The sequence below is a fragment of the Treponema primitia ZAS-1 genome, assembly GCF_000297095.1.
Classification (GTDB): domain Bacteria; phylum Spirochaetota; class Spirochaetia; order Treponematales; family Breznakiellaceae; genus Termitinema; species Termitinema primitia_A.
On the sequence record NZ_AEEA01000036.1, the window covers coordinates 40,900 to 60,404 of the forward strand.

Below are 19,505 nucleotides of genomic sequence, written 5' to 3' on the forward strand. Positions count from 1 at the left end.
AAACTCCTCATGAAGGCTGTGAGCTCAGAATAGTATAAAAACGATTTTATAACAATAAGTGGCCTAAAAATTTGTAAGGTAGCAGATACCTAACAGCAAAACCGCCCAAAGGCTTTCATTACAGGGGGTCCTGGCCACCGGTCCGCTGCCGGCTCCTTTTCCCTGGTTTCCGTCACATGCTGGCTTGAGGCATCCAATCCGCCCCCCGTACCACCAGAAAAGCCCCATCTGGGTATCGATCCTGAAGGCATACTCGGCAAAATCGTCCTTCTGGCTCTGGGCGCCGAAAAGCAGGTGCGCCAGCTCTTCCAGGATGACGCTGAATTCTTTCAGGGCCTTCCGGTAATCTCCCCGCTCAATTTCGGCAATAAAGCCGGGAATCCGGTCCTGAAGCTTCTCTTTCCGGGCTTCATCGGACTTATCAACCCAGGTTTTTTGAATTAAGAGGTCCAGATTATTCTGAAAATGCCCCAAAAACTGCTCCAGATCCCTGCCTGCATGCTGGGTACCAAGCAGCCGCTTATAATCGACCCCGATTCCCAGAATCTCCGCATAATTCTCCGCAGCCTTCACCGTAGGCCCCTGTACCGCCGGATTAGGCCCGGATGGAAATAGTTCCTCCGCGGTCTTCCGGTATTCCTGAGGTATGGCTTCATAGGCATGGGGGGAACAACTGTACATATCTTTCAACAATGCTGATAAATGCGAAATATGTCAAGCCAAGCTCTTTGCTCCTTTTGCGCCTGTTGAGGTAAAATTGGCCAGGATATTTGTATCGATACAGTAGGATATACCCGCATTCTCACGTTCCCTCTTGAAAGTAAGATTAATTAACCTAGTTAGCAATTCCGTATAGGATATTCCTATGGGCTCCCAAAGATAAAATGATAATGAGCCGGGGATGGTGTTGATTTCATTTACAAATATTTTATTGCTTTGCAAATCTATAAAAAAGTCTATCCTGGCTACTCCGTTGCATCCCAGGGCTTGAAATGTCTTTATGGCTAAATTCCGGATTTCCTCCCGCGTTTCCGGGGCAATATCCGCGGGGAGCCTTCTTTTAGCGCCGCTCATTCCCTTTGAGCCGTTTTTACCGCCGGAAATATATTTATCGTTATAACTTAATATATCATCGGTATTTATCGGTTCTTCACATTCCGAAGCAATCGCTAAATCCTGATCCCCCAACACGGCGCAGTTAATCTCCTTAAGATTAGTTACGGCCCGCTCAACCAGGGCAATATTGGCATACTGAAAGGTATACTCAAAGGCGCCCTTTAGTTCGTCCCTGTTAAGGGCTTTTTTTATGCCTATGCTTGACCCTAAATTAGAGGGTTTTACAATCAGGGGATATGATATGGAACCTTCAATTTGGTTAATAATAGTGTCCATGTCCTTGAAATATGCAGCGGAAAAAACACGGACGCAATCCAATACCGGGATGTCATTATATTTTAGGATCGCCTTTTGGGTATATTTTTCCATACCCGCTGCGGATGCTGCGACATCGCATCCAACGAATGGAACGGAAAGGGTTTTTAGATAACCCTGCAATGCCCCGTCTTCAACATTTGTTCCGTGAACAATCGGAAAAACAATATCAACCGAGGCATACATGCGCTTACCAAATCCCTTGGCCGGATATTTCATTAAAAGAAATTTACCATTGTCGTTAACAAATATCACCCGGTGGCTTTTTTTTAACAGCCCCGGAATATTCCGGTATTCTTCTATCTTGCCGGTGGAATCGCCGGCATACAGGGCCCCTTCTTTTGTCATATATAGGGGAATTATTTCGTACTTGGTTTTATCAAACCCATTGATTGCCTGTATCGCGGAAATAATAGAAACCTCATGTTCCACACTCTTACCACCGAATAGAACACCAACCCTTATCAACATAGTAATTACCCTCCAAATTAGTAGTTGTCAGGGAGATCGTTTTCCAGCAAAACTACTTTTTGAAATCCCTTGCTATTTATACTTTCTATTTTTCTAAAAGCCTCTTCTATGGTCCCGGCAATAAAAACCTTTTCTTCCGGATAATTCCCGGATTTAAGTCCTTCTAAAATACTACCCGTTTGTTTTGCGCCAACCAGAATAACGTAGTCACAACTTTCTGCGGCCTTTGCTCCGAATTCACGGTTACAGCTGTCCTGTAAATTCCCAAGTTCAACCATGCCGGGAGTTACCAGGATCTTAAAGCCCTCAAAGGTATTCAGCACATCAATGGCCATTTTTGCGCCGTTAATGTTTGAATTAAAGGCGTCGTCAATAATAGCCATCCCCCCCCGGTTTAGCAGCTGCAGCCTGTGGGGAACGCTTTCGAGCCGGCGGACACTCATCGCGACGGTATCGGCGTCTACTCCAAGATAATCCGCAGCCGCGATGGAACCAAGAATGTTTTCCACATTATGAACGCCGATGAGTTTTGTTTCAAAATGACATTCCCTGCCGCCGCTTAATATTACATCAAAGGCGGATCCATTATTTGATACATGAATATTTTTTGCTTCATAGTTGCATCCCCGCGGGGATATGGCGTAGGATACCCTTTTCTTGTTTGTGGCGGCATTTCGAATATAGTCACTTTCATGGTTCAGAAAAATTACGCCGTCATCAGGAAGGGCATCAGCTAATTCAAATTTAGTTTTAATAATATTTTCTATGGACTTAAATGTTTCCAGGTGCTGCGGCCCAATTGAGGTGATGATACCGTATTTTGGGTTTACAATATCGCATATTTCCTTAATTTCTCCGGTATACTTTGCCCCCATTTCACAGATGAATATTTCATGGAAGGACTTAAGGCTAGTACGTATGGTTTTAACAACCCCCATGGGGGTATTATAACTTTCGGGAGTCATGAGTACATTGTATTTCGACGATAAAATTTTATTCAAAAAATATTTTGTACTTGTTTTCCCGTAACTGCCGGTAATACCGATAACAACTAACTTGTCCATGCTTTTTAAAATTTTTTTGGCGTCATTGATATACCAGCGGTTTATGCCCTTCTCAATGGGCATATTAATGATATTTGAAAGCAAGACAATAAGGGGCGTACAGAGGACCCCCAGGGCCAAAATAATAATCTGATACGGGGCTTGCAGCGAAAAAGAAAGCAGGACCGGGATGGCTAGTATCAGAATATTTGTTACCAACATTCTCTTGACACGGCTGGTATAAACCAGGGGCTTTTTCGCTTTCCGGGGCCTGTTGAAGAAGCATTGTATTAAAAAAAGAAGGGACGATAAAATTGCGGCGGTATAAAAATCAAAGAAGGCAATACCGATAATAGGTAAAGCCAGTATATGCCGTACTATATAACCCCTGCTAAAATTTGCCTTAAGCCATTTAAGCTGGGTCCATAGTGAATAGGAATTCAACTGAAACATATGGTAATCGTAAAGGGCTGTAATGGCATAGCAAAGAATAAAAGATAGTATTACTAAGTAGTTTAGAATTACTATCATGCGGTCCTCTTAATGTTCAGAAAAGAATCAAGTACCCTTAAAAAGGTAAAACCCTGATCCAGAAAAGAATAATGGCCGGCGTTTTTAAGCGTCACAAGCCCTGCGTCCGGAATGAGCCGTTCCATTATTTTCCCATCCTTCAGGGGGGTTTCGTAATCCTGTTCGCCCCATATTAGCAGGGTAGAACAGGGTATTTCAGAGAGACGGGGGGTTAAATCCTCGTTAATCACCTTTACGAAACATTCGCGCATCCTCGGCGTGGCGTTTAGGTAGTCGGGTGAACCATGCTTTTTTCGCCATTTTTCCAAAAGCTCCGGGCAGCGCCGCCGGATGAATTCGATGGAGATACAATGCTTTATGCCCTTGTAGAAAAACAATCTGATAGTTTGTTTTACGGTTCTTTTAGGGCGTATACCCGCACTGTCCACAAGAACGATTTTGTCAATCAAGACAGGCAGGTTTTTCCTTGCCGCAAGCTTGATACTGATCCTTCCGCCAAAGGAGTGGCCAATCAGTATCACCCGGTCAATTTTAAATTCCCCCATAAAGGTAAGGACAAAATCCGCATAATCATCCAAGGACCAGGCTGCCGGAGGTTCGGCGCTTTGCCCAAACCCGGGCAAATCCAGGGCAAAAACACGGTAATACGCGGAAATACTGTCCAGAAAATACTTAAAGGATAAAAAATCGGACCCCCACCCATGCAGGAAAAGCACCGCTTCACCCTGACCGGCGCTGAAATAGTTTATCTTAATACCGTTTAAATACATATAAGTGAAGGAATTGTACTTCTTTGGCGGCGGGGGTGTCAAGAAAACGGGGAAGCTTTTAGCCTCCCCGCCCTCTTTCTTGCCACTATTCGGCTTACCAGCCGATCCCGATGGCAATGGCGATAAGCACCGCCTGGGTAAGGAGGATCAGGAGGAAAAGCGGTACCAGCCACTTCCACCAGGTGGTTACCTTGATGCCCGCGATACCTGCCATTACTACCGCGAATGCGGTGGGAAACAGGATATTGGAGAACCCATCCCCGAACTGGAAGGCGAGTACCGCCACCTGCCGGGATATGCCGAGCAGGTCAGCCAGGGGCGCCATGATGGGCATACTGGTTGCCGCCTGTCCGGAACCGGAGGGGATCAGGAAGTTGAGCAGGGTTTGAACCACCAGCATGGCTTCCCCGGCAAGCCACTTGGGCAGATAGGTAAGGGGGATGGACATGCCGTACACGATGGTGTCGATGATATGGCCCTGTTCCAAAGTAACCTTAATACCCCGGGCAAGGCCGATCATCATACAGGCCACGCAGATATCGCCGAGTCCGTTCGCGATTTTGCCGGCAAACTCATTGGGGCTCCAGCCCATGATGATGGAAATGGCGACGGCCATCAACAGGAATGTGGTGGCAATTTCCCCAAAGTACCAGCCCTGCACCTTGACCCCCCAGATAAAGATCCCGAGGGTTACAAAGAAGGCCACCAGGGACAGTTTCTGCCGTATCCCGAAGGGATGATCGGCGATGGCCTTTTCGTCCATGGTAAACTTGCTGAAGTCTTCCCCGTACACGAGGCTTTTGGTGGGGTCCTTCTGTACCTTAATGGCGTAGCGTATAATATAGATTGAGGCAACCACGAACATCGCCAGATGACAGATAACCCGGTACAAGCCGCCGGAAAGAGGCGGGAGTTCGGCGATGCTCTGGGCGACGCCAACGGTAAAGGGGTTCATCGCCGCGCCGGAAAAGCCCATGCCCACACCAACCGCAACAATCGCTAAACCCACCAGTGCGTCATAGCCCATACCGATGGCAATGCCCACGAAGATAGGGATAAAAGGCAGCGCTTCCTCAAACACCCCGATGGTGGATGACGCAAGTCCCAGCACGGCCAGGAAAATCGGGATAATCGCCAGCCGGGCATTTCCCTTGAGGACATGGAGGAGTCCTCCGATGAGGCCGTGGAAGGCCCCTGAGGCGATCAAGATGCCGACCGATGCGAAGGCGATGAACACAAAGAATACAATGTCCGCCGCATTTACGAGACCGTTGAAAATACCCATCACCGCCGCGAAGGGCCCAACCGGCGTCCGGTCAATATAGTGATAGGTACCTGGAACAACAACGGTACGCCCCGCCGCATTTTGTATGCGGTCAAATTCACCCGCCGGCAAAATCCACGAGAGAATTGCCGCAACAATAATTATCCCCGTAAGCAGGACAAAAATGTGGGGCAGCTTAAACCGCTTTTTTTCTAACTCATTTCCCATGACACTACTCCTCCTTAACTTTTATACGCCGAGCTTTAGATCCCGGCATTTAACGAACTCGTTATGAACCTTACCGCGAAAATCTGCATCATTCAGAACCTTTAAGGCAAGGGTAACCAGGGCTTCCGCGCCCCGGGTCATGGCTTCGTGGGCCGGGGGCTTCAAGGTCGCGGCGGCCAACTCTACCGTATGGAGCGCGAAAGGCTCCTTGGTGATGGCTATTAAAGGCTGAATTGCCGGACAGCGGTAACTGACATTGCCCACGTCGGTGGACCCCAGGGGCGGTGTCACCTCCGAGACGGTTTCACCCAGGTTCTTCAGGATTGCGGTCATTTCGTCTTCCAGGGAGCGTATCCGGACCATATCGGCAAAATCCGAAGACCCATGATGCCAGCTTACCTCGCAGTCCAGGGCCATGGCCGCCGCCTTGGCGCACTTTACGAACATATCGTCTACGTTTTTCAGTTTTGCCATGGAAGCGGTACGAAATTCGACCCGTATCTTTGCATAGGACGGTATTATATTGGGCGCCTTTCCCCCCTCCGAAATAATCCCATTAAAGCGGATATCCGGGGTAAAGCACTCCCGGCGGGCGTCAACCAAATCGAGGAACTTCCGCGCCGCAGCCAGGGCGGACCGTCCTTCCCAGGGCGCCGCCGCCGCATGGGCGCTGCGGCCTGAAAACTCCACATCGTAACAGCGGAGGCTCAGGGCGTCCATATCCGGCTGGGAAACCCCGCCGCCCACACTGTGCATCATCATCGCCACCGCCATATCGTCAAAAGCACCCTTCTCGGACATCCCGACCTTCGCCCCGTCCACTTCCTCGCCAGGGGTACCAATCACGTAGATCTTCCCCTTGAAGCAGTTCTTAAGCTCCAGCAGGGCCAATCCGGTCAGCACAGACAGGGAGCCGTGCAGGTTGTGGCCGCACCCATGCCCTATATCCGGCAGCGCATCGTATTCGACCATGATGGCGATATTGGGCCCCTCACCGTTATCAAGCAGGGCGCGGAAGGCCGTGGCATATCCCAGATAGGGGTATTCGACCTGATAACCGGACTTTTTTAGTATATCCACGATTTTTTTGCTGGATTCAAACTCCTGGTCCGACAACTCCGGATGGGCGGCAAGATCGTCGCTTAAGGCTTTTGCTTCGGGGAAATGCTTTTTCACTGCATCTTTCACAAGACCCGTAATTTCCTGACCCATATTATGGCTCCTGATGAAGAATATTTATGCAAAAGCGCATTCTTTTTCCATAAAAATTCTTATGATTAAGGTAATATAGACGAGTAATTTCAATCGGTCAAGCTAAATAGTATATTTATACGAAACCAGCCGGCAAAAAAACGGGCGGGACCTCCCAGCCCCGCCCGCAATGCTCTGCTTAACCTTATCTACACAACCCACTTATACTCGCCGTTGTTCTCTACCCCAAAGAAGTCTGCGTAGCTTAGCTTCCAGGGCGATTTTCCCAGCTTGTCGATCCGTATCTTGTTCTTGATCAAATGCTGCCAGAAGCCGCTGCCGCCGATCTCCCCTTGAAGGATAACCCCCGCCACCGCACCGTCACGGAGGATGAGCTTCCGGTAGTTATCCCGGTCTTCCTTAACAAGGACCTCGTCTCCCTCCTGGGGATTGATTGCCCCAACCGACAGAGTTAGAAGGTCGAAGAAGTTGACCGTATTTTTGATGGCGAACCGATCATCATAAGCCCATTTGGTACCGGTCATGTTGTAGGCGGCGTACTCCCCCTGCTTCTGGGCGTTGGGCCAGATGCCGGAAAGACCTGCGGCGTCCCCGGCGGCGTAGATACCCGGAACGCTGGTGGCAAGGTAGTCGTCCACCACCACCGCCCGTTCAGTCTTGACGCCGCTTCCTTCGAGGAAAGCTATGGCGGGGCGCACCCCAACGGCCATGACCACCATGTCGCAGGGAACGCTGTCCCCGCCCTCAAGCTCAACCGCAGTAATACTGCCCTTACCATCGCCCTTGGTACCTACTACTTTCCGGGCCAGGAGGAATTTCACCCCCTTCTCTTCAAACTTTTTCTGATAGGCACCGGCGGCGTGGGCGTCTACGTTGATGGCAAGCGCCGTGGGGGCCATTTCTATGAACGTAATCTTTTTGCCCAGCTCCAGCAGGGCATACCCTGCGTCCAGGCCCACCAAGCCCGCGCCGATGATGGCGATCTTGTCCGCCTTCTTTGCATAATCCGCTATTGCCCGGGCGTCGGAAAGGTGACGGAGGCCGAAGGCGTTCTTTGCGGTCCGCAGTTCCCCGATGGGCGGGGTCACGCTGTTTGAGCCGGTGGCGATGAGGATAGTGTCCCCGGAAGCAATTTTTTCATCCCCCGCATAGACCGTTTTACTGTCCGCATCAAGGCGGGTAAGGGTTTTCCCTTTTATCCAAGTAACATTTTTACGTTCTAAAAGATCGTCGTTAATAAAGTTGATGCTCGCCGCATCCCGCTCACCGGAGATGAACTTGTGGAGCATACACCGGGAGTAGACTTCCTCATCCTGGGAAACGATGATAATTTCATCCTGGGGCTTTTCCTTCAGAATCCTGTGGGCGGCGCTGATGCCCGCAGCGCCGGCGCCTAATATGAGATGTTTCATGCGCTTACCTCCTCAACATGGATAGCCTTCTTGGGGCAGACCCGTACGCAGTTCGGCCCCTCCGTATCATCCTTACAGAAATCACACTTGAGGATCCTCTTATGGGTGACCTTGTCGGGCTTGACGTTCCCGTAGGGACAGCTCATGACACACATAAAACAGGTTCCGCAGCGGCTTTCGTCGTACTGTACGTGACCGCTCACCGGATCCTTGCAGAGGGCCCCGGACATACAGGCGCCCACACAGTCCGGAACGGAACAGTGGCGGCAGAATATCGGAAAGTACCCGCCCTTACCGTTTGCAACAATGGTGTGCCGGGCCTCGTTTTTAGGGTCAAGAAGGTCAAGATCGTAGACGGTCCCCGGCGTTGCCCGATGGGCCTGCATACAGGCGACCGTACAGTTCTTACAGCCGTCGCATTTTTCCTGATCGATAATAATTCGTTTCATGCTCCGCCCCCTTAAATCTTTAAGGCCCTGCGTTTTTCCTGAATGATCTTCTCAAGCAGGTCCGCAGATTCTTTGGCGTCCGCATTGATGATTACCTGGCCGCCGGTGAGGGACTTCATGTCCTCTGTCAGTACCTGGGTAGCAACTTTACTGCCGGTGATGAAGGGCGGCAGTCCCAGGTGGAGGGGCAGGCCGAGGGCAAGGCCGAAGCAGCCGTCCGCCAGGGCCTGTTCTTCCAGCCACTGGGCTGCGGAAAGGACCAGGGGAAGCTGGGGTATGTCAATACCGATAGTTTCCGCAAGTTCGGTGGCCACAATCTCAAGCCGGCCTATGGCAAGGCAGGGACCAAAGTTGAGCACCGGCGGGATGCCGAGCTTTTTACAGACCGCCTTGAGTTTCGGGCCCGCAAGCTCCGCCGCTTCCGGAACCATGAGACCGCAGTTTTCGATGCCCCCGGAGGAACAGCCCGCGGTAAGAACAATAATGTCCCGGGCGATCAGTTCCTTTACCAGGGCAACGGTCAGCACATCGTGACCGCCGGCAACCAGGCTGGAACAGCCCACCACACCGGCAACACCTTTTATGTCGCCGGAAACGATCAGATCAACCAAGGGCTTCCAGTTGCCGCCGAGGAATTTCTTGAGGGATACTTCGCTTACCCCGGTAAGGTTGTTTTCGTAACCATGTTCCGGGAGCAGGTTCAGTTTTACTTTGGGCCGCCGTTCCTTGTAGGAAGCGATAATCGCGTCGATGATCTCCTCGCTGTGCTTGCCCCGTTCGGCAAACACAAACTGTTTGAGCTCCGCGTTGGCTTTTTTTGCCACATCGTCAATACAGATCTGCTTGATACTCAGGGTATCGCACACCGTTTCAATCCCCGGCAGGGTACAGTTAAATTCCGAAAGCACCGCGTCGATGGCGCCGGTGGCAAGGATAGCCTCGGAGGTATAGTTATTCCCCGCATGGCCGTTGAAGATCTCCGTGTAGTGGGCGCCCCGGAGCTGCAGGTCCTGGCCTACGCAGGTGCAGCCCACCAGCTTAAAGCCCTTGGCCCCAACGGCCTTCGCCTTGGCAACCACATCCGGGGCGATGAGCCGTTCCTGGAGATGCACAAACATGGTGTGCTGGTGGCCGGTGATCATAATATTGATGTAATCCGGATCGATAACCCGAAGGCCCACCGGGGCCATGCGGATCTCCGGCTCGCCGAGAAGCACATCGTTCAATAAGTTGGTAAGAGTAAGCCCGTAGATACCCGTGGAGATACCCAGGCGCAGGCAGTCGATCAGCATATTTACCGGGTCGGAGTTCAGGTTGGTGGAGCACTTGACCACCCCCTTAAAGACCTCGGACTTGGCGCCCCCGGGGAGTATCCCCAGTTCCTTCCATACCTTGAACCGGGGCGGGTAGGCCATCTTTTCCACCAGGTCCATCTTGACGTATTCCGGCTTGTAGAGATCCTCCAGAACCGCGTTAGCAACGTTGAGGGCCTTCTCGTGGTCATCCTTACCGCTGACGCCGAAGGTTTTGCAGAGCCGTTCCAGGGCGCCTAATCCCTTGAGCTTCCCCTTTTCCAGGGCGGTGTTTTTCAGGTTAAGGGCGGTGTTTTCCACCACATGGATATAACAGCCGGACCCCGCGGCTACCGCCCGCAGCAGGTTCCGGGTTACCATAACATCCGCAGTGGCCCCGCAGATACCCCGGGGGGATTCCGGCGTTATCCGGCAGGGACCGTTGGCGCAGAGCCTACAGCACACCCCCTGCAGGCCGAAACCGCATTTGGTTTCCTGGCTTTCCACCCGGTGGTGGGAAGTCTCCATCGGCAGCTTGGCGATAAAACCTTCCAGGGGTTTATCCGCGCTGGCACAGGTTGAGCACCCGTAGCAACTCTCATTCATAGCACACTCTCCTCAAAATGGTTTAATAAAAATCACTATGCCCCGCCGCGAACGGGGTATCATACAATTTCAGCTGGACTTTTTTCCTATAATTTGGTGATAAACACTATTATAAGTATAATGATACCGGATAAAATTGCCAAGATAAATTCTTATTTTATCGATAAATTTTAATCGAATCCGAACCAGTGACAGATAAAAGATTCCCAAAGAGCATAAAACAAAAAAGGCCGCCCTTTCGGACGGCCTTCATCTCCCTAGGTTTTATACCCAAGTCTTTTCTTAATAATCCATTCCACCCATGCCGCCCATTCCTCCGGGGGGCATCGCGGGGGCTTCCTTCTTCTCGGGAAGGTCCGTGATGGCGCACTCGGTAGTGAGGAGCAGGCTGGCGATGGAGGCAGCATTCTGCAGGGCAGAGCGGGTAACCTTGGCGGGGTCGATGATTCCGGCCTTGACCATGTCTACCCATTCCATCTTGGCGGCGTCAAAGCCGATACCCTTCTTTTCGGTCTTGGCTTTGTCGGCGATTACTGCGCCGTCTAAGCCGGCATTTTCGGCGATTTGGCGAATCGGTTCCTCCAGGGCGCGCTTTACAATCTTAAAGCCCACCTTCTCGTCGTCGGTAAGACCCGTGGTGTCCGCCTTGTCCAGGGCAATAGCGGCCTGGATCAATGCCAGCTCGCCGCCGGGGACGATGCCTTCCTCAATGGCCGCACGGGTGGCGCTCAGAGCGTCCTCTACCCGGTGCTTTTTCTCTTTCAGCTCCACCTCGGTGGCGGCGCCTACGTTGATTACCGCCACACCACCGGCGAGCTTGGCCAGCCGTTCCTGGAGCTTTTCCCGGTCGTAGTCGGAGGTGGTATCTTCGATCTGGGCCTTGATCTGGGCGATCCGGTCCTGGATTTCCTTGGCTTTTCCGGCACCGTTGATCACCGTGGTGTTGTCCTTGTCGATCTTTACGGTTTTAGCCTTACCAAGCTGAGAAATATCAGTGTTTTCAAGCTTGAGCCCCAGTTCTTCGGAAATAACTTCGCCGCCCGTGAGGATGGCAATGTCTTCCAGCATGGCCTTGCGGCGATCCCCGAAACCGGGGGCCTTGACCGCACAGGTCCGGAGGGTGCCCCGGAGGCTGTTCACTACCAGGGTGGAGAGGGCTTCGCCATCCACATCTTCCGCAATGATGAGCAGAGGCTTGCCGCTCTGGGCTATCTTCTCTAGCAGGGGAAGGAGGTCCTTCATGGAAGAGATTTTCTTGTCGTGGATGAGGATATACACATCTTCGTATACGCTGGTCATGGTGTCCCGGTCGGTAACGAAGTAGGCGGAGATATAACCCCGATCAAACTGCATACCTTCCACAAACTCGATGGTGGTGTCCATGGTCTTGGATTCCTCCACGGTAATGACCCCGTCTTTCCCGACCTTTTCCATGGCGTCGGCGATGGTATTGCCGATTTCACTGTCGTTGTTGGCGGAAACCGAAGCGACATGGGAAATTTCTTCCTTGTCCTTGATCTCCTTGGAATTCTTCCTGATTTCGTCTACGGCAATCTCAACCGCCTTGTCGATGCCCCGTTTCAGTTCGATGGGGGTCATCCCGGCGGCTACGGACTTAAGGCCTTCCTTTACCAGGGAGTAGGCCAGGACCGTGGCGGTGGTGGTACCGTCGCCGGCCACATCGTTGGTCTTTGTGGCCACTTCTTTGAGGAGCTGGGCTCCCATGTTTTCGTAGGGGTCCGCAAGCTCCACTTCCTTTGCCACGGAAACGCCGTCCTTGGTGACCGTGGGGGCGCCGAATTTCTTGTCCAGGAGGACATTCCGTCCCTTGGGACCAAGGGTGACCTTAACGGCCTTTGAAATCTGCTCAACCCCGGCAAGCAGTCTGCGCCGGGCTTCTTCGTTGAACAACAACTGTTTCGCCATGATTCTTTTCTCCTCTTTAATTACCGGACAAAAAACCGGTATAATCTGAAATGGATTAATGGTCTACATAAAGATGAGACCTGTGTTTAAAATACTAAAAATAGGGATTAACGGCAATAGAAAAAATGGAATTTGGTAAAAAGAGGGGATTTTTAATACTGAAAAAAGATAAAATTTTATAAAAATGGCATTTAATGAAAAAGACTGGTAAATAATTTGACAGAGGGGAGAAACGAGAGTAGAATTGGGGCGCGAATTATTTTCATACGAGATAACTGGAGGAGTTTATAAAAATGAGTGGAACCATGAAAGTGGCTATAATGACCGGCATCGGCAAAATGGATTTTGTACAAAGACCTATTCCTGTGCAGAAAAGCCATGAGGTGCTGGTGAAGGTAGAATATGTCGGGATTTGCGGCAGCGATTTGCACTATTATGAGGCGGGGGGGATAGGTAAAAACAGAGTTAAGCCTCCTTTTGTCCTTGGACACGAATCCGGCGGCGTGGTGGTGGAAGTCGGCGCCGATGTAAAAACCTTGAAGCCCGGGGATCGGGTCGCCCTTGAGCCGGGTATTGGCTGCGGGCATTGCGAATTCTGTACCACCGGCCGGTATCACCTTTGTCCGGATGTCATATTCTTTGCCACCCCACCGATTGACGGCGTTTTCCAGGAATACGTGGCCCATCCGGCCTCTTTGTGTTTTAAGATCCCCGAAAATATGGACACCATGGAAGCGGCCCTGATTGAGCCTCTGGCGGTGGGGTTTCATGCGGCAAACCGGGGGGAGGCCCATATCGGGCAGACCGCGGTGGTTTTCGGCTCCGGTTGTATCGGGCTTGTGTCCATGATGGCCCTGCGGGCTGAAGGCGTTTCCCGTGTTTATGTGGTGGATATAATGGAAAAAAGGCTCGAAAAAGCCCTGGAACTTGGCGCCACGGGGGTTATTAACGCAAAAAAGGAAGATGTTCTCGAGGCGGCGCGTAAATTGACCGGCGGCGCAGGTTTTGATTTGGCGGTGGAGACGGCGGGAACGGAAATAACCACACGGCAGGCCATTGAGGTGGCCAAAAAGGGTTCCAATGTCGTATTGGTGGGGTATTCTGCCACGGGCGAAGTAACCCTGCCCATCAGCCTTGCCCTGGACAAGGAATTAACCTTTAAAACTATCTTCCGGTATCATCATGTGTATCCCATGGCCATTGACGCTGTTTCTTCGGGAAAGGTCAACCTTAAGGGGGTGGTGACCAATGTGTTTGAATTTGATGATATTCAAAACGCCATGGATAGCAGCGTCCATGATAAAGCCAACATTGTTAAAGGTGTAATAAGAGTCAGTAAGTAGGATTGTCATTAAAGGAGTTAAAATTATGGAAAAATTACGGTTCGGGGTGCTTGGGACATCCGGTCATTATGAGCTTCGGGTGGCAACCCCGCTTAAGTCGTCTTTGTTGGTGGAGCCCTATGCCATAGCATCCAGAAATAAGGAAAAAGCCAAGGCCTATGCAAAAAAATGGGATTTTTCCGAGGTCTATGGGTCCTACGAAGACCTGTTGGCGGATCCTAAGGTAGATTTTGTCTATATACCCCTGCCGAATCATCTTCACGTGCAATATATCAAGAAAGCCGCCGATGCTGGAAAGCCCATTCTCTGTGAAAAGCCCCTGGGACTCAACGCCAAAGAAGCTGTTGAAGCGGCCGAATATTGTAAGAAAAAAGGGGTTCCCCTAATGGAAGCCTTTATGTACCGTTTCCACCCCCAATGGCAGCGGGCTGCGGAACTGGTGAAATGCGGCGAAATAGGAACGGTTATAGCCACCAACGGGTTGTTTTCGTATGACCTTAAGGATGGCAGTAACATCCGTAATATTGCCGCAGCGGGAGGGGGCGCCATTCTTGATATAGGCTGCTATACCGTATCCAGCGCCAGGCTGCTTATGGGCGCCGAACCGGAACGGGTCGTTGGGACCTTTGTATGGGACCCGGTGTTTAAGACCGATATTTTAGGTTCCGCCATTCTTGATTTTGGTAATGGACGCAGCTCCACCTTTACCGTGGGAACCCAGTTATATCCCTATCAGCGGGTTACCGCCGTAGGTGCAGGCGGTGCTCTTTCCATAAAGGTACCCTTTAATATGTTTGGGGATGTTCCCGGAGAGATAACTGTTATCAATGGTGTAGGTGAACGGATCATTGAAACTGAAATAATCGATCAGTATCTTTTGGAATTCGATGGATTCGCCGAATCGATTATCAATAAAACCGATGTACCCACTCCTGTTTGTGATGCAATTGCCAATATGGCTGTTTTGGATGCCCTCTTTGCCTCGGCGAAATCGGGTAAATGGGAACCGGTGACAAAATATTAGACGGGAGATGATAGTTTATGCATCTTTGTATTTACACCGATGGTGGTTGTTCCGGTAATCCCGGGCCCGGAGGATGGGCTTATGTGATTATCGGATCCGAAGAAAAGGGAAAGAAAAAGCCTAAGGTATCGCGGATGATACCGGGAGAACTATTCCCCCGGGAGGGTTCCGGGGAGCTGATCCGTGAAAAATGGGGAGCTGAGCGGAATACCACTAATAACCGGATGGAGCTTTACGCCGCCGTGGCTGCCCTGGAAGCCCTGACTAAGCTGGACCTTTCCCCGGAGACGGTAACGGTTTATACCGATTCCCAGTATGTTCAGAAGGGTATGACCGAGTGGATCAAAAGCTGGAAACAGAACGGCTGGCGAACCAGCGATAGAAAACCCGTTAAAAACCAGGAGCTTTGGCTCCGCTTGGATGAACTGGCCCCGAACTTCGCCGTTAAATGGCAATGGGTCCGGGGCCACGCGGGTAACGAGTTCAACGAACGCTGCGACCAAATGACCCAGGAAGCAATAGCGAGCCTGAAGAAGAGGCGGTAAGGGGATAGGGTTTCCCCCTCTATTCCCTTTTATCTTCTTCTAAAGCGGCGGTTAAAAGTTCCAGGAGTTTAGCCGCCTCTTCCTTAGAAAGGGTGATTCCTTTTCCCATTTTCTCGTGGTCCGGGGCCCAATCCCGTATATCCAGTTTGGGACTCCTTCCGTTCCATGACACCAGATTCAGCTCCTTTTTCCATCCGTTCCTTTCTTCCGAAAGGGTACCGTAATTTTTATGAATATCGTGGGTAATATCCGGCATAAAAAACGCATCCTTTTAATTATTTTTGGTAATATCAATATATAAGCGTTTTCCCCTTAAGGCAAAGGTTTTTAATGGGAGAAATGACAAAAGTAATGGAATATCTTGCTGTTAATTCTAAAACGACTTACACTTAATGAATGAAAATGAATACTGTTTTTGCGGGATTTTTTGTTTCCCTGTTGGTCATATCCTGTGGGAGTCAGCCGACTGTTGTAGACCCCCCCCAGGATCAGAGGGAGCCTTTAAAGGGCGTTGAAATTGATTACGACCGGGAACCCCCGGATCAGGCGGCGCTTGAGGCTCTCCGGAGTGCCCTAAGCCGGGTGGAGTTGTCCAGAAAACAGGCTCTGGATATTGACGCTCCCGGTTACTTCCCTCCGGAATGGGAAGCTGCGGAGGGGCAATACGCCTCCGCTAAGGGAAATGCAAAAGATGGGACCCTGGGGGATGTGAAAAATACGATAGCCCTCTACGAAGCTGCGGCGGAGAGCTACGATACTGCAGCCCGCCGGTGCCTGCCCCTTTATTACCAGGATCTGTCGGAGGAGATACTCCAGGCCAGAAGCGAGGCGATTGACGCCGGAATCAGGGGCCTTTCCCCCGACCGGCTTGAAGCTGCGGATCTGCTTATCGATGAAGCCCTGGCGTTCTACGAAGCAGGGGAGTCGGCAAATGCCGGTGCGGAAAATTACTATGCCGCGGCGGAATTGGCCTTTGGCGCCCTGGACAGGTACTATGCCTTGAGTATGGGTATCCGCGCCTATAGGATTAGGGAAGAAATTGAGGAACGGGACTTTGCGCAGTACGATTCGGGCAATTACGATCGGGCTGATGGGTCCATGCGCAATGGTCTCGCCGCCTATGACAGCGGGGATACGGAAAAGGCGGTGGGCGAGGCGGAAGAGGCCTTCCTCCGGTATACGCTGGTAATTAACAAAGGGTGGCTTAGCTTTGCCGGAGACCTGCAAGTATCCGCTGAGACAGCGCGCCGAAAGGCCTTAAACGCCAAGGCCAATGTGGCGGTCAGACAGGAATTCAGCGATGCCGATGGGGTTTATACCCGGGGAACTGTCGCCTATAATGACCAGGATTATGCCGGGGCTTCGGAACATTTCTCCCAGGTAATTCCCCTGTTTCTCACCGCTGCAAGAAATGCCGAGCTAAAGCGGGTAGTGGCTGAGGATGCTATCTCGACAGCCGAAACCAGGATAAGCAAAAGTGAAGAAACTGCGCGGGAAGCGGAGATTGTTTTACAGGGAGGAGTGCAATGAAACGGGGCGTGTTAATTTTATTAATTCTCTTTGCCTGTGGACTTTCAACGGTTTTTTCGCAGGAAGCTCCTGCGGATGTACGGAATAACCGGTACTATCTGGAGAGTGTGCGCCTTACCAAGCTGGCCCAGGAAAGTTACAGCTACGGTGATTACGACACCTCCGCCAATTATGCCGACGAAGCGCTCAGGTATGCCCAGCTATCGGATGAATATGTGGCGCTGCAGTTGAAAATAAAAGAGACCGATGATGCCATCGCCGCCGCGAAGATCCGTATTGACTGGGCGGTTTCGGTTGACGCTCCCCGGACATATCCGGAGGAATACGGAAAGTCGGAACAGGCTTATAACGAGGCGATTTCCTTCCGGGGTGAAGAATCCTGGGACGAGGCTATCGCCGCAGCCCGGCGGGTAATTGATTTCCTGGCCTATATTACCGGCCCTATACCGGCGCCCGCAGTTGTAATCGTTCCTGCGCCGGATCCCGCTCCGCCCGGAAAATCGGTATTACCCGCCCGGTATACGGTCCGCCCTTGGGCCAGTTCCAAGGACTGTCTCTGGAATATCGCCGGACGTTCCTGGGCTTACGGGGATCCCCATAAATGGCGGCTGATCTACAATGCGAATAAGGCAAAATTTCCTACCCCGGATAATCCCAACATCATAGAGCCGGGGATGGTTCTGGATATTCCCAGCGCTCAGGGTGAAAGCCGGGAAGGACTCTGGGACGCAGACAAAACCTACGAGTCTATTCGGTAGCCTGTAAATAGAGGCTGTATGCCGAGGCCATGAGGGCGTGTACATAGGGTGGACGCCCCAGGCCTTGGAATACTTCCCGGATCGGTACCAATTCTATGTCCACATATTCATCGTCATCCAAGTCCTGTGTGTCCAGGGCTCGTAAATCTTCGGCCAAAAAGAAATGAACATGGTTGGCCATAATTGCCGGGTTGGGGCTGAATACCCCGATTTTCCGGATTTTCCCCGGTGTATAGGCGGTTTCTTCCCGCATTTCCCGGGCTGCCGCTTCCAGTGCATCTTCCCCGGGCTCAAAAACTCCACCGGGAAATTCCAGGCTTAGTTCCTGGGAACCGTGGCGCCATTGGCGGACCATCACAAATTCCTTCCCCCGCTCTGTTTCAATTACCGGTACCACGATAGCCCAGTCCGGGGCGTCGATAACTGTAAAAACCCGGGACTCTCCCTCCGGTGATTTGCAGGTGGTGTCCCGGATCGACAAAACCCGGGAGCGGTAGACCTCTCGCCGGGATTCTTCGTGCCAGATAAGGTGGGCCGCTGATTCATGGTTGTTGCTCATGGGGATATGGTATATTTTTAGGGGTTTTTCGTATATGGCTTCGGACTTAGTAGTCGGATCGCAGTTTGCGGGAATACACCCGGTATGGTATACTAAATTTTAACGGAGCGAGGCAAAATGGTGGGAACCGTGTATGAAGAAATCATCAGGTGGGGCGTATTTTGTAACGTATCGGGCGCAGGGGGATTTTCCGGTTAGTTTTGACAATTCCCCGCTAAGGTCTTATGCTTTGTACATACGGTATAAAGCCGAGGAGGATTTTATGGCAATCATTACAATTTCACGTCAGTTGGCATCTCTTGGTGATGAAACCGCTAACGAATTGGCAAAACTACTGGATTACCGTTTTGTGGATAAGCTTAGCCTGGAGGAGCGGATAAAGTCCTACGGCGTTGAGGGGCGTAAGCTCGAAAAATACGATGAACGGAAGCCGTCATTTTTTGCGTCCCTTTCCCAGGATAGGGATGATTATCTGCATTATCTAAAAACCGCCATGCTTACCGAAGCCGGAGAGGGGAGCTGTGTTTTTATTGGCCGGGGCGCCACGGCGGTTTTTAAGCGTATTCCCGGGGTTCTTTCGGTGTTCCTGGTTGCCCCTATGGATATACGCTGTGAACGGGTAAAAAGCTATTTTCATTGTGACGATAAGCGGGCCCGGCAGATTATTGACCAGAGCGATCACGACCGGATTGGGTTCCATCGGTACTTCTTCGATATCGACTGGGAGGATCCTTCGAACTACCACATTACCCTGAACACGGGTAACCTGCACCCGGCCCTGGCGGCCGGGATCATCAAAGAACTGCGGGATCGGGCGCTTGCTTCCGATACGGAATCCCAAAGTGTAGCCCGGCTCAAAGAAATGACCCTTGGGCAGCAGATTATCCACCACGTTTTGTATGAAAAGGAACTGCCCATCCATTTCCTGGAAGCGGTGGTTTCCGGCGGGAATGTGGTCCTTTACGGGGTCGCGAATTCCCAGACCCTTGTGGAAGCCGCAGTTTCCGCTGCTAAGGAATTCGCCGGGGTTGCGGGAGTTCAGACGGAGATCCAGGTAGTTCAAGAATACAGCGTAATGCCCTAATTTTTTTTAAAAGATCTAAAGCAAAAT

At 51.3% G+C, this 19,505-nt stretch carries 18 protein-coding genes; 6 read left to right on the plus strand and 12 right to left on the minus strand.

Annotated features, from left to right (window positions below; all coding sequences use genetic code 11):
• Positions 1-63 precede the first annotated feature (63 nt).
• From TPRIMZ1_RS0105235 to groL, 10 genes are all read right to left on the minus strand, one after another.
• Positions 64-681: a hypothetical protein gene (locus TPRIMZ1_RS0105235; protein ID WP_010255994.1), complete on the minus strand. Its 618-nt coding sequence runs from the start codon at positions 679-681 to the stop codon at positions 64-66.
• 33 nt (positions 682-714) lie between these two features.
• Positions 715-1,902 carry a D-alanine--D-alanine ligase family protein gene (locus TPRIMZ1_RS0105240; RefSeq protein ID WP_010255996.1) on the minus strand — a complete coding sequence of 396 codons (1,188 nt, stop codon included), beginning with the start codon at positions 1,900-1,902 and terminating at the stop codon, positions 715-717.
• Positions 1,903-1,919: 17 nt separating this feature from the next.
• The gene (locus TPRIMZ1_RS0105245) at positions 1,920-3,476 is read right to left on the minus strand and encodes a Mur ligase family protein (protein WP_010255998.1); all 1,557 of its coding nucleotides are present in this window, start codon (positions 3,474-3,476) and stop codon (positions 1,920-1,922) included.
• Positions 3,473-4,363, minus strand: coding sequence for an alpha/beta fold hydrolase (locus TPRIMZ1_RS0105250; RefSeq protein ID WP_232616745.1), 891 nt, complete (start codon positions 4,361-4,363; stop codon positions 3,473-3,475). Before TPRIMZ1_RS0105250 ends, TPRIMZ1_RS0105245 begins: the two co-directional genes overlap by 4 nt.
• A complete protein-coding gene (locus TPRIMZ1_RS0105255) occupies positions 4,341-5,738 on the minus strand; it encodes a YfcC family protein (RefSeq protein WP_010256002.1) in 1,398 nt (465 codons plus the stop codon). The genes TPRIMZ1_RS0105250 and TPRIMZ1_RS0105255 overlap by 23 nt, the downstream gene beginning before the upstream one ends.
• Positions 5,739-5,759: 21 nt before the next feature.
• Positions 5,760-6,950: a M20 family metallopeptidase gene (locus tag TPRIMZ1_RS0105260; RefSeq protein WP_010256004.1), complete on the minus strand. Its 1,191-nt coding sequence runs from the start codon at positions 6,948-6,950 to the stop codon at positions 5,760-5,762.
• A 188-nt stretch (positions 6,951-7,138) separates the two neighbouring features.
• Positions 7,139-8,362 (minus strand): NAD(P)/FAD-dependent oxidoreductase, encoded by a 1,224-nt coding sequence (locus TPRIMZ1_RS0105265; RefSeq protein ID WP_010256006.1) that lies wholly within the window; start codon positions 8,360-8,362, stop codon positions 7,139-7,141.
• Positions 8,359-8,811 carry a 4Fe-4S dicluster domain-containing protein gene (locus TPRIMZ1_RS0105270; RefSeq protein ID WP_010256008.1) on the minus strand — a complete coding sequence of 151 codons (453 nt, stop codon included), beginning with the start codon at positions 8,809-8,811 and terminating at the stop codon, positions 8,359-8,361. The genes TPRIMZ1_RS0105265 and TPRIMZ1_RS0105270 overlap by 4 nt, the downstream gene beginning before the upstream one ends.
• 11 nt (positions 8,812-8,822) lie before the next feature.
• Complete coding sequence (gene cooS, locus TPRIMZ1_RS0105275; RefSeq protein ID WP_010256010.1) at positions 8,823-10,709, minus strand: anaerobic carbon-monoxide dehydrogenase catalytic subunit; 1,887 nt, start codon at positions 10,707-10,709, stop codon at positions 8,823-8,825.
• Positions 10,710-10,991: 282 nt separating this feature from the next.
• Positions 10,992-12,635 (minus strand): chaperonin GroEL, encoded by a 1,644-nt coding sequence (gene groL, locus TPRIMZ1_RS0105280; RefSeq protein ID WP_010256012.1) that lies wholly within the window; start codon positions 12,633-12,635, stop codon positions 10,992-10,994.
• 305 nt (positions 12,636-12,940) lie between these two features.
• Between groL and TPRIMZ1_RS0105285 the strand changes: the two genes are divergently transcribed.
• From TPRIMZ1_RS0105285 to TPRIMZ1_RS0105295, 3 genes are read left to right on the plus strand one after another with little or no spacing between them, the layout of a single operon-like run.
• Positions 12,941-13,978, plus strand: a complete 1,038-nt coding sequence (locus TPRIMZ1_RS0105285) for an NAD(P)-dependent alcohol dehydrogenase (protein WP_232616746.1) — start codon at positions 12,941-12,943, stop codon at positions 13,976-13,978.
• A 25-nt stretch (positions 13,979-14,003) separates the two neighbouring features.
• Positions 14,004-15,002: a Gfo/Idh/MocA family protein gene (locus TPRIMZ1_RS0105290; RefSeq protein ID WP_010256018.1), complete on the plus strand. Its 999-nt coding sequence runs from the start codon at positions 14,004-14,006 to the stop codon at positions 15,000-15,002.
• A 17-nt stretch (positions 15,003-15,019) separates the two neighbouring features.
• Positions 15,020-15,547: a ribonuclease H family protein gene (locus TPRIMZ1_RS0105295; RefSeq protein WP_010256021.1), complete on the plus strand. Its 528-nt coding sequence runs from the start codon at positions 15,020-15,022 to the stop codon at positions 15,545-15,547.
• A gap of 19 nt (positions 15,548-15,566) precedes the next feature.
• Here TPRIMZ1_RS0105295 and TPRIMZ1_RS0105300 read toward each other — a convergent pair whose 3' ends face one another.
• Positions 15,567-15,803 carry a YdbC family protein gene (locus tag TPRIMZ1_RS0105300; RefSeq protein ID WP_010256023.1) on the minus strand — a complete coding sequence of 79 codons (237 nt, stop codon included), beginning with the start codon at positions 15,801-15,803 and terminating at the stop codon, positions 15,567-15,569.
• 146 nt (positions 15,804-15,949) lie between these two features.
• Here TPRIMZ1_RS0105300 and TPRIMZ1_RS0105305 point away from each other — a divergent pair, with 146 nt between their 5' ends.
• Positions 15,950-17,077: a hypothetical protein gene (locus TPRIMZ1_RS0105305; protein WP_010256025.1), complete on the plus strand. Its 1,128-nt coding sequence runs from the start codon at positions 15,950-15,952 to the stop codon at positions 17,075-17,077.
• Positions 17,074-17,835 (plus strand): LysM peptidoglycan-binding domain-containing protein, encoded by a 762-nt coding sequence (locus TPRIMZ1_RS0105310; RefSeq protein ID WP_010256027.1) that lies wholly within the window; start codon positions 17,074-17,076, stop codon positions 17,833-17,835. Before TPRIMZ1_RS0105305 ends, TPRIMZ1_RS0105310 begins: the two co-directional genes overlap by 4 nt.
• On the opposite strand, the gene TPRIMZ1_RS0105315 is transcribed toward TPRIMZ1_RS0105310, so the two are convergent.
• A complete protein-coding gene (locus tag TPRIMZ1_RS0105315) occupies positions 17,825-18,394 on the minus strand; it encodes an NUDIX hydrolase (RefSeq protein ID WP_010256029.1) in 570 nt (189 codons plus the stop codon). The two genes, TPRIMZ1_RS0105310 and TPRIMZ1_RS0105315, sit on opposite strands and share 11 nt — an antisense overlap.
• A 262-nt stretch (positions 18,395-18,656) precedes the next feature.
• Between TPRIMZ1_RS0105315 and TPRIMZ1_RS0105320 the strand changes: the two genes are divergently transcribed.
• Entirely contained in the window at positions 18,657-19,478 is an 822-nt protein-coding gene (locus TPRIMZ1_RS0105320) for a cytidylate kinase family protein (RefSeq protein WP_026043539.1), read from the plus strand.
• The last annotated feature ends 27 nt before the right edge of the window (positions 19,479-19,505 follow it).

Coding starts and splice junctions, on each gene's coding strand:
- TPRIMZ1_RS0105235 (WP_010255994.1), bottom strand. CDS start 681: ATGTACAGTTGTTCCCCCCATGCCTATGAAGCCATACCTCAGGAATAC.
- TPRIMZ1_RS0105240 (WP_010255996.1), bottom strand. CDS start 1,902: ATGTTGATAAGGGTTGGTGTTCTATTCGGTGGTAAGAGTGTGGAACAT.
- TPRIMZ1_RS0105245 (WP_010255998.1), bottom strand. CDS start 3,476: ATGATAGTAATTCTAAACTACTTAGTAATACTATCTTTTATTCTTTGC.
- TPRIMZ1_RS0105255 (WP_010256002.1), bottom strand. CDS start 5,738: ATGGGAAATGAGTTAGAAAAAAAGCGGTTTAAGCTGCCCCACATTTTT.
- TPRIMZ1_RS0105260 (WP_010256004.1), bottom strand. CDS start 6,950: ATGGGTCAGGAAATTACGGGTCTTGTGAAAGATGCAGTGAAAAAGCAT.
- TPRIMZ1_RS0105265 (WP_010256006.1), bottom strand. CDS start 8,362: ATGAAACATCTCATATTAGGCGCCGGCGCTGCGGGCATCAGCGCCGCC.
- TPRIMZ1_RS0105270 (WP_010256008.1), bottom strand. CDS start 8,811: ATGAAACGAATTATTATCGATCAGGAAAAATGCGACGGCTGTAAGAAC.
- cooS (WP_010256010.1), bottom strand. CDS start 10,709: ATGAATGAGAGTTGCTACGGGTGCTCAACCTGTGCCAGCGCGGATAAA.
- groL (WP_010256012.1), bottom strand. CDS start 12,635: ATGGCGAAACAGTTGTTGTTCAACGAAGAAGCCCGGCGCAGACTGCTT.
- TPRIMZ1_RS0105285 (WP_232616746.1), top strand. CDS start 12,941: ATGAAAGTGGCTATAATGACCGGCATCGGCAAAATGGATTTTGTACAA.
- TPRIMZ1_RS0105290 (WP_010256018.1), top strand. CDS start 14,004: ATGGAAAAATTACGGTTCGGGGTGCTTGGGACATCCGGTCATTATGAG.
- TPRIMZ1_RS0105295 (WP_010256021.1), top strand. CDS start 15,020: ATGCATCTTTGTATTTACACCGATGGTGGTTGTTCCGGTAATCCCGGG.
- TPRIMZ1_RS0105300 (WP_010256023.1), bottom strand. CDS start 15,803: ATGCCGGATATTACCCACGATATTCATAAAAATTACGGTACCCTTTCG.
- TPRIMZ1_RS0105305 (WP_010256025.1), top strand. CDS start 15,950: ATGAATACTGTTTTTGCGGGATTTTTTGTTTCCCTGTTGGTCATATCC.
- TPRIMZ1_RS0105310 (WP_010256027.1), top strand. CDS start 17,074: ATGAAACGGGGCGTGTTAATTTTATTAATTCTCTTTGCCTGTGGACTT.
- TPRIMZ1_RS0105315 (WP_010256029.1), bottom strand. CDS start 18,394: ATGAGCAACAACCATGAATCAGCGGCCCACCTTATCTGGCACGAAGAA.
- TPRIMZ1_RS0105320 (WP_026043539.1), top strand. CDS start 18,657: ATGGCAATCATTACAATTTCACGTCAGTTGGCATCTCTTGGTGATGAA.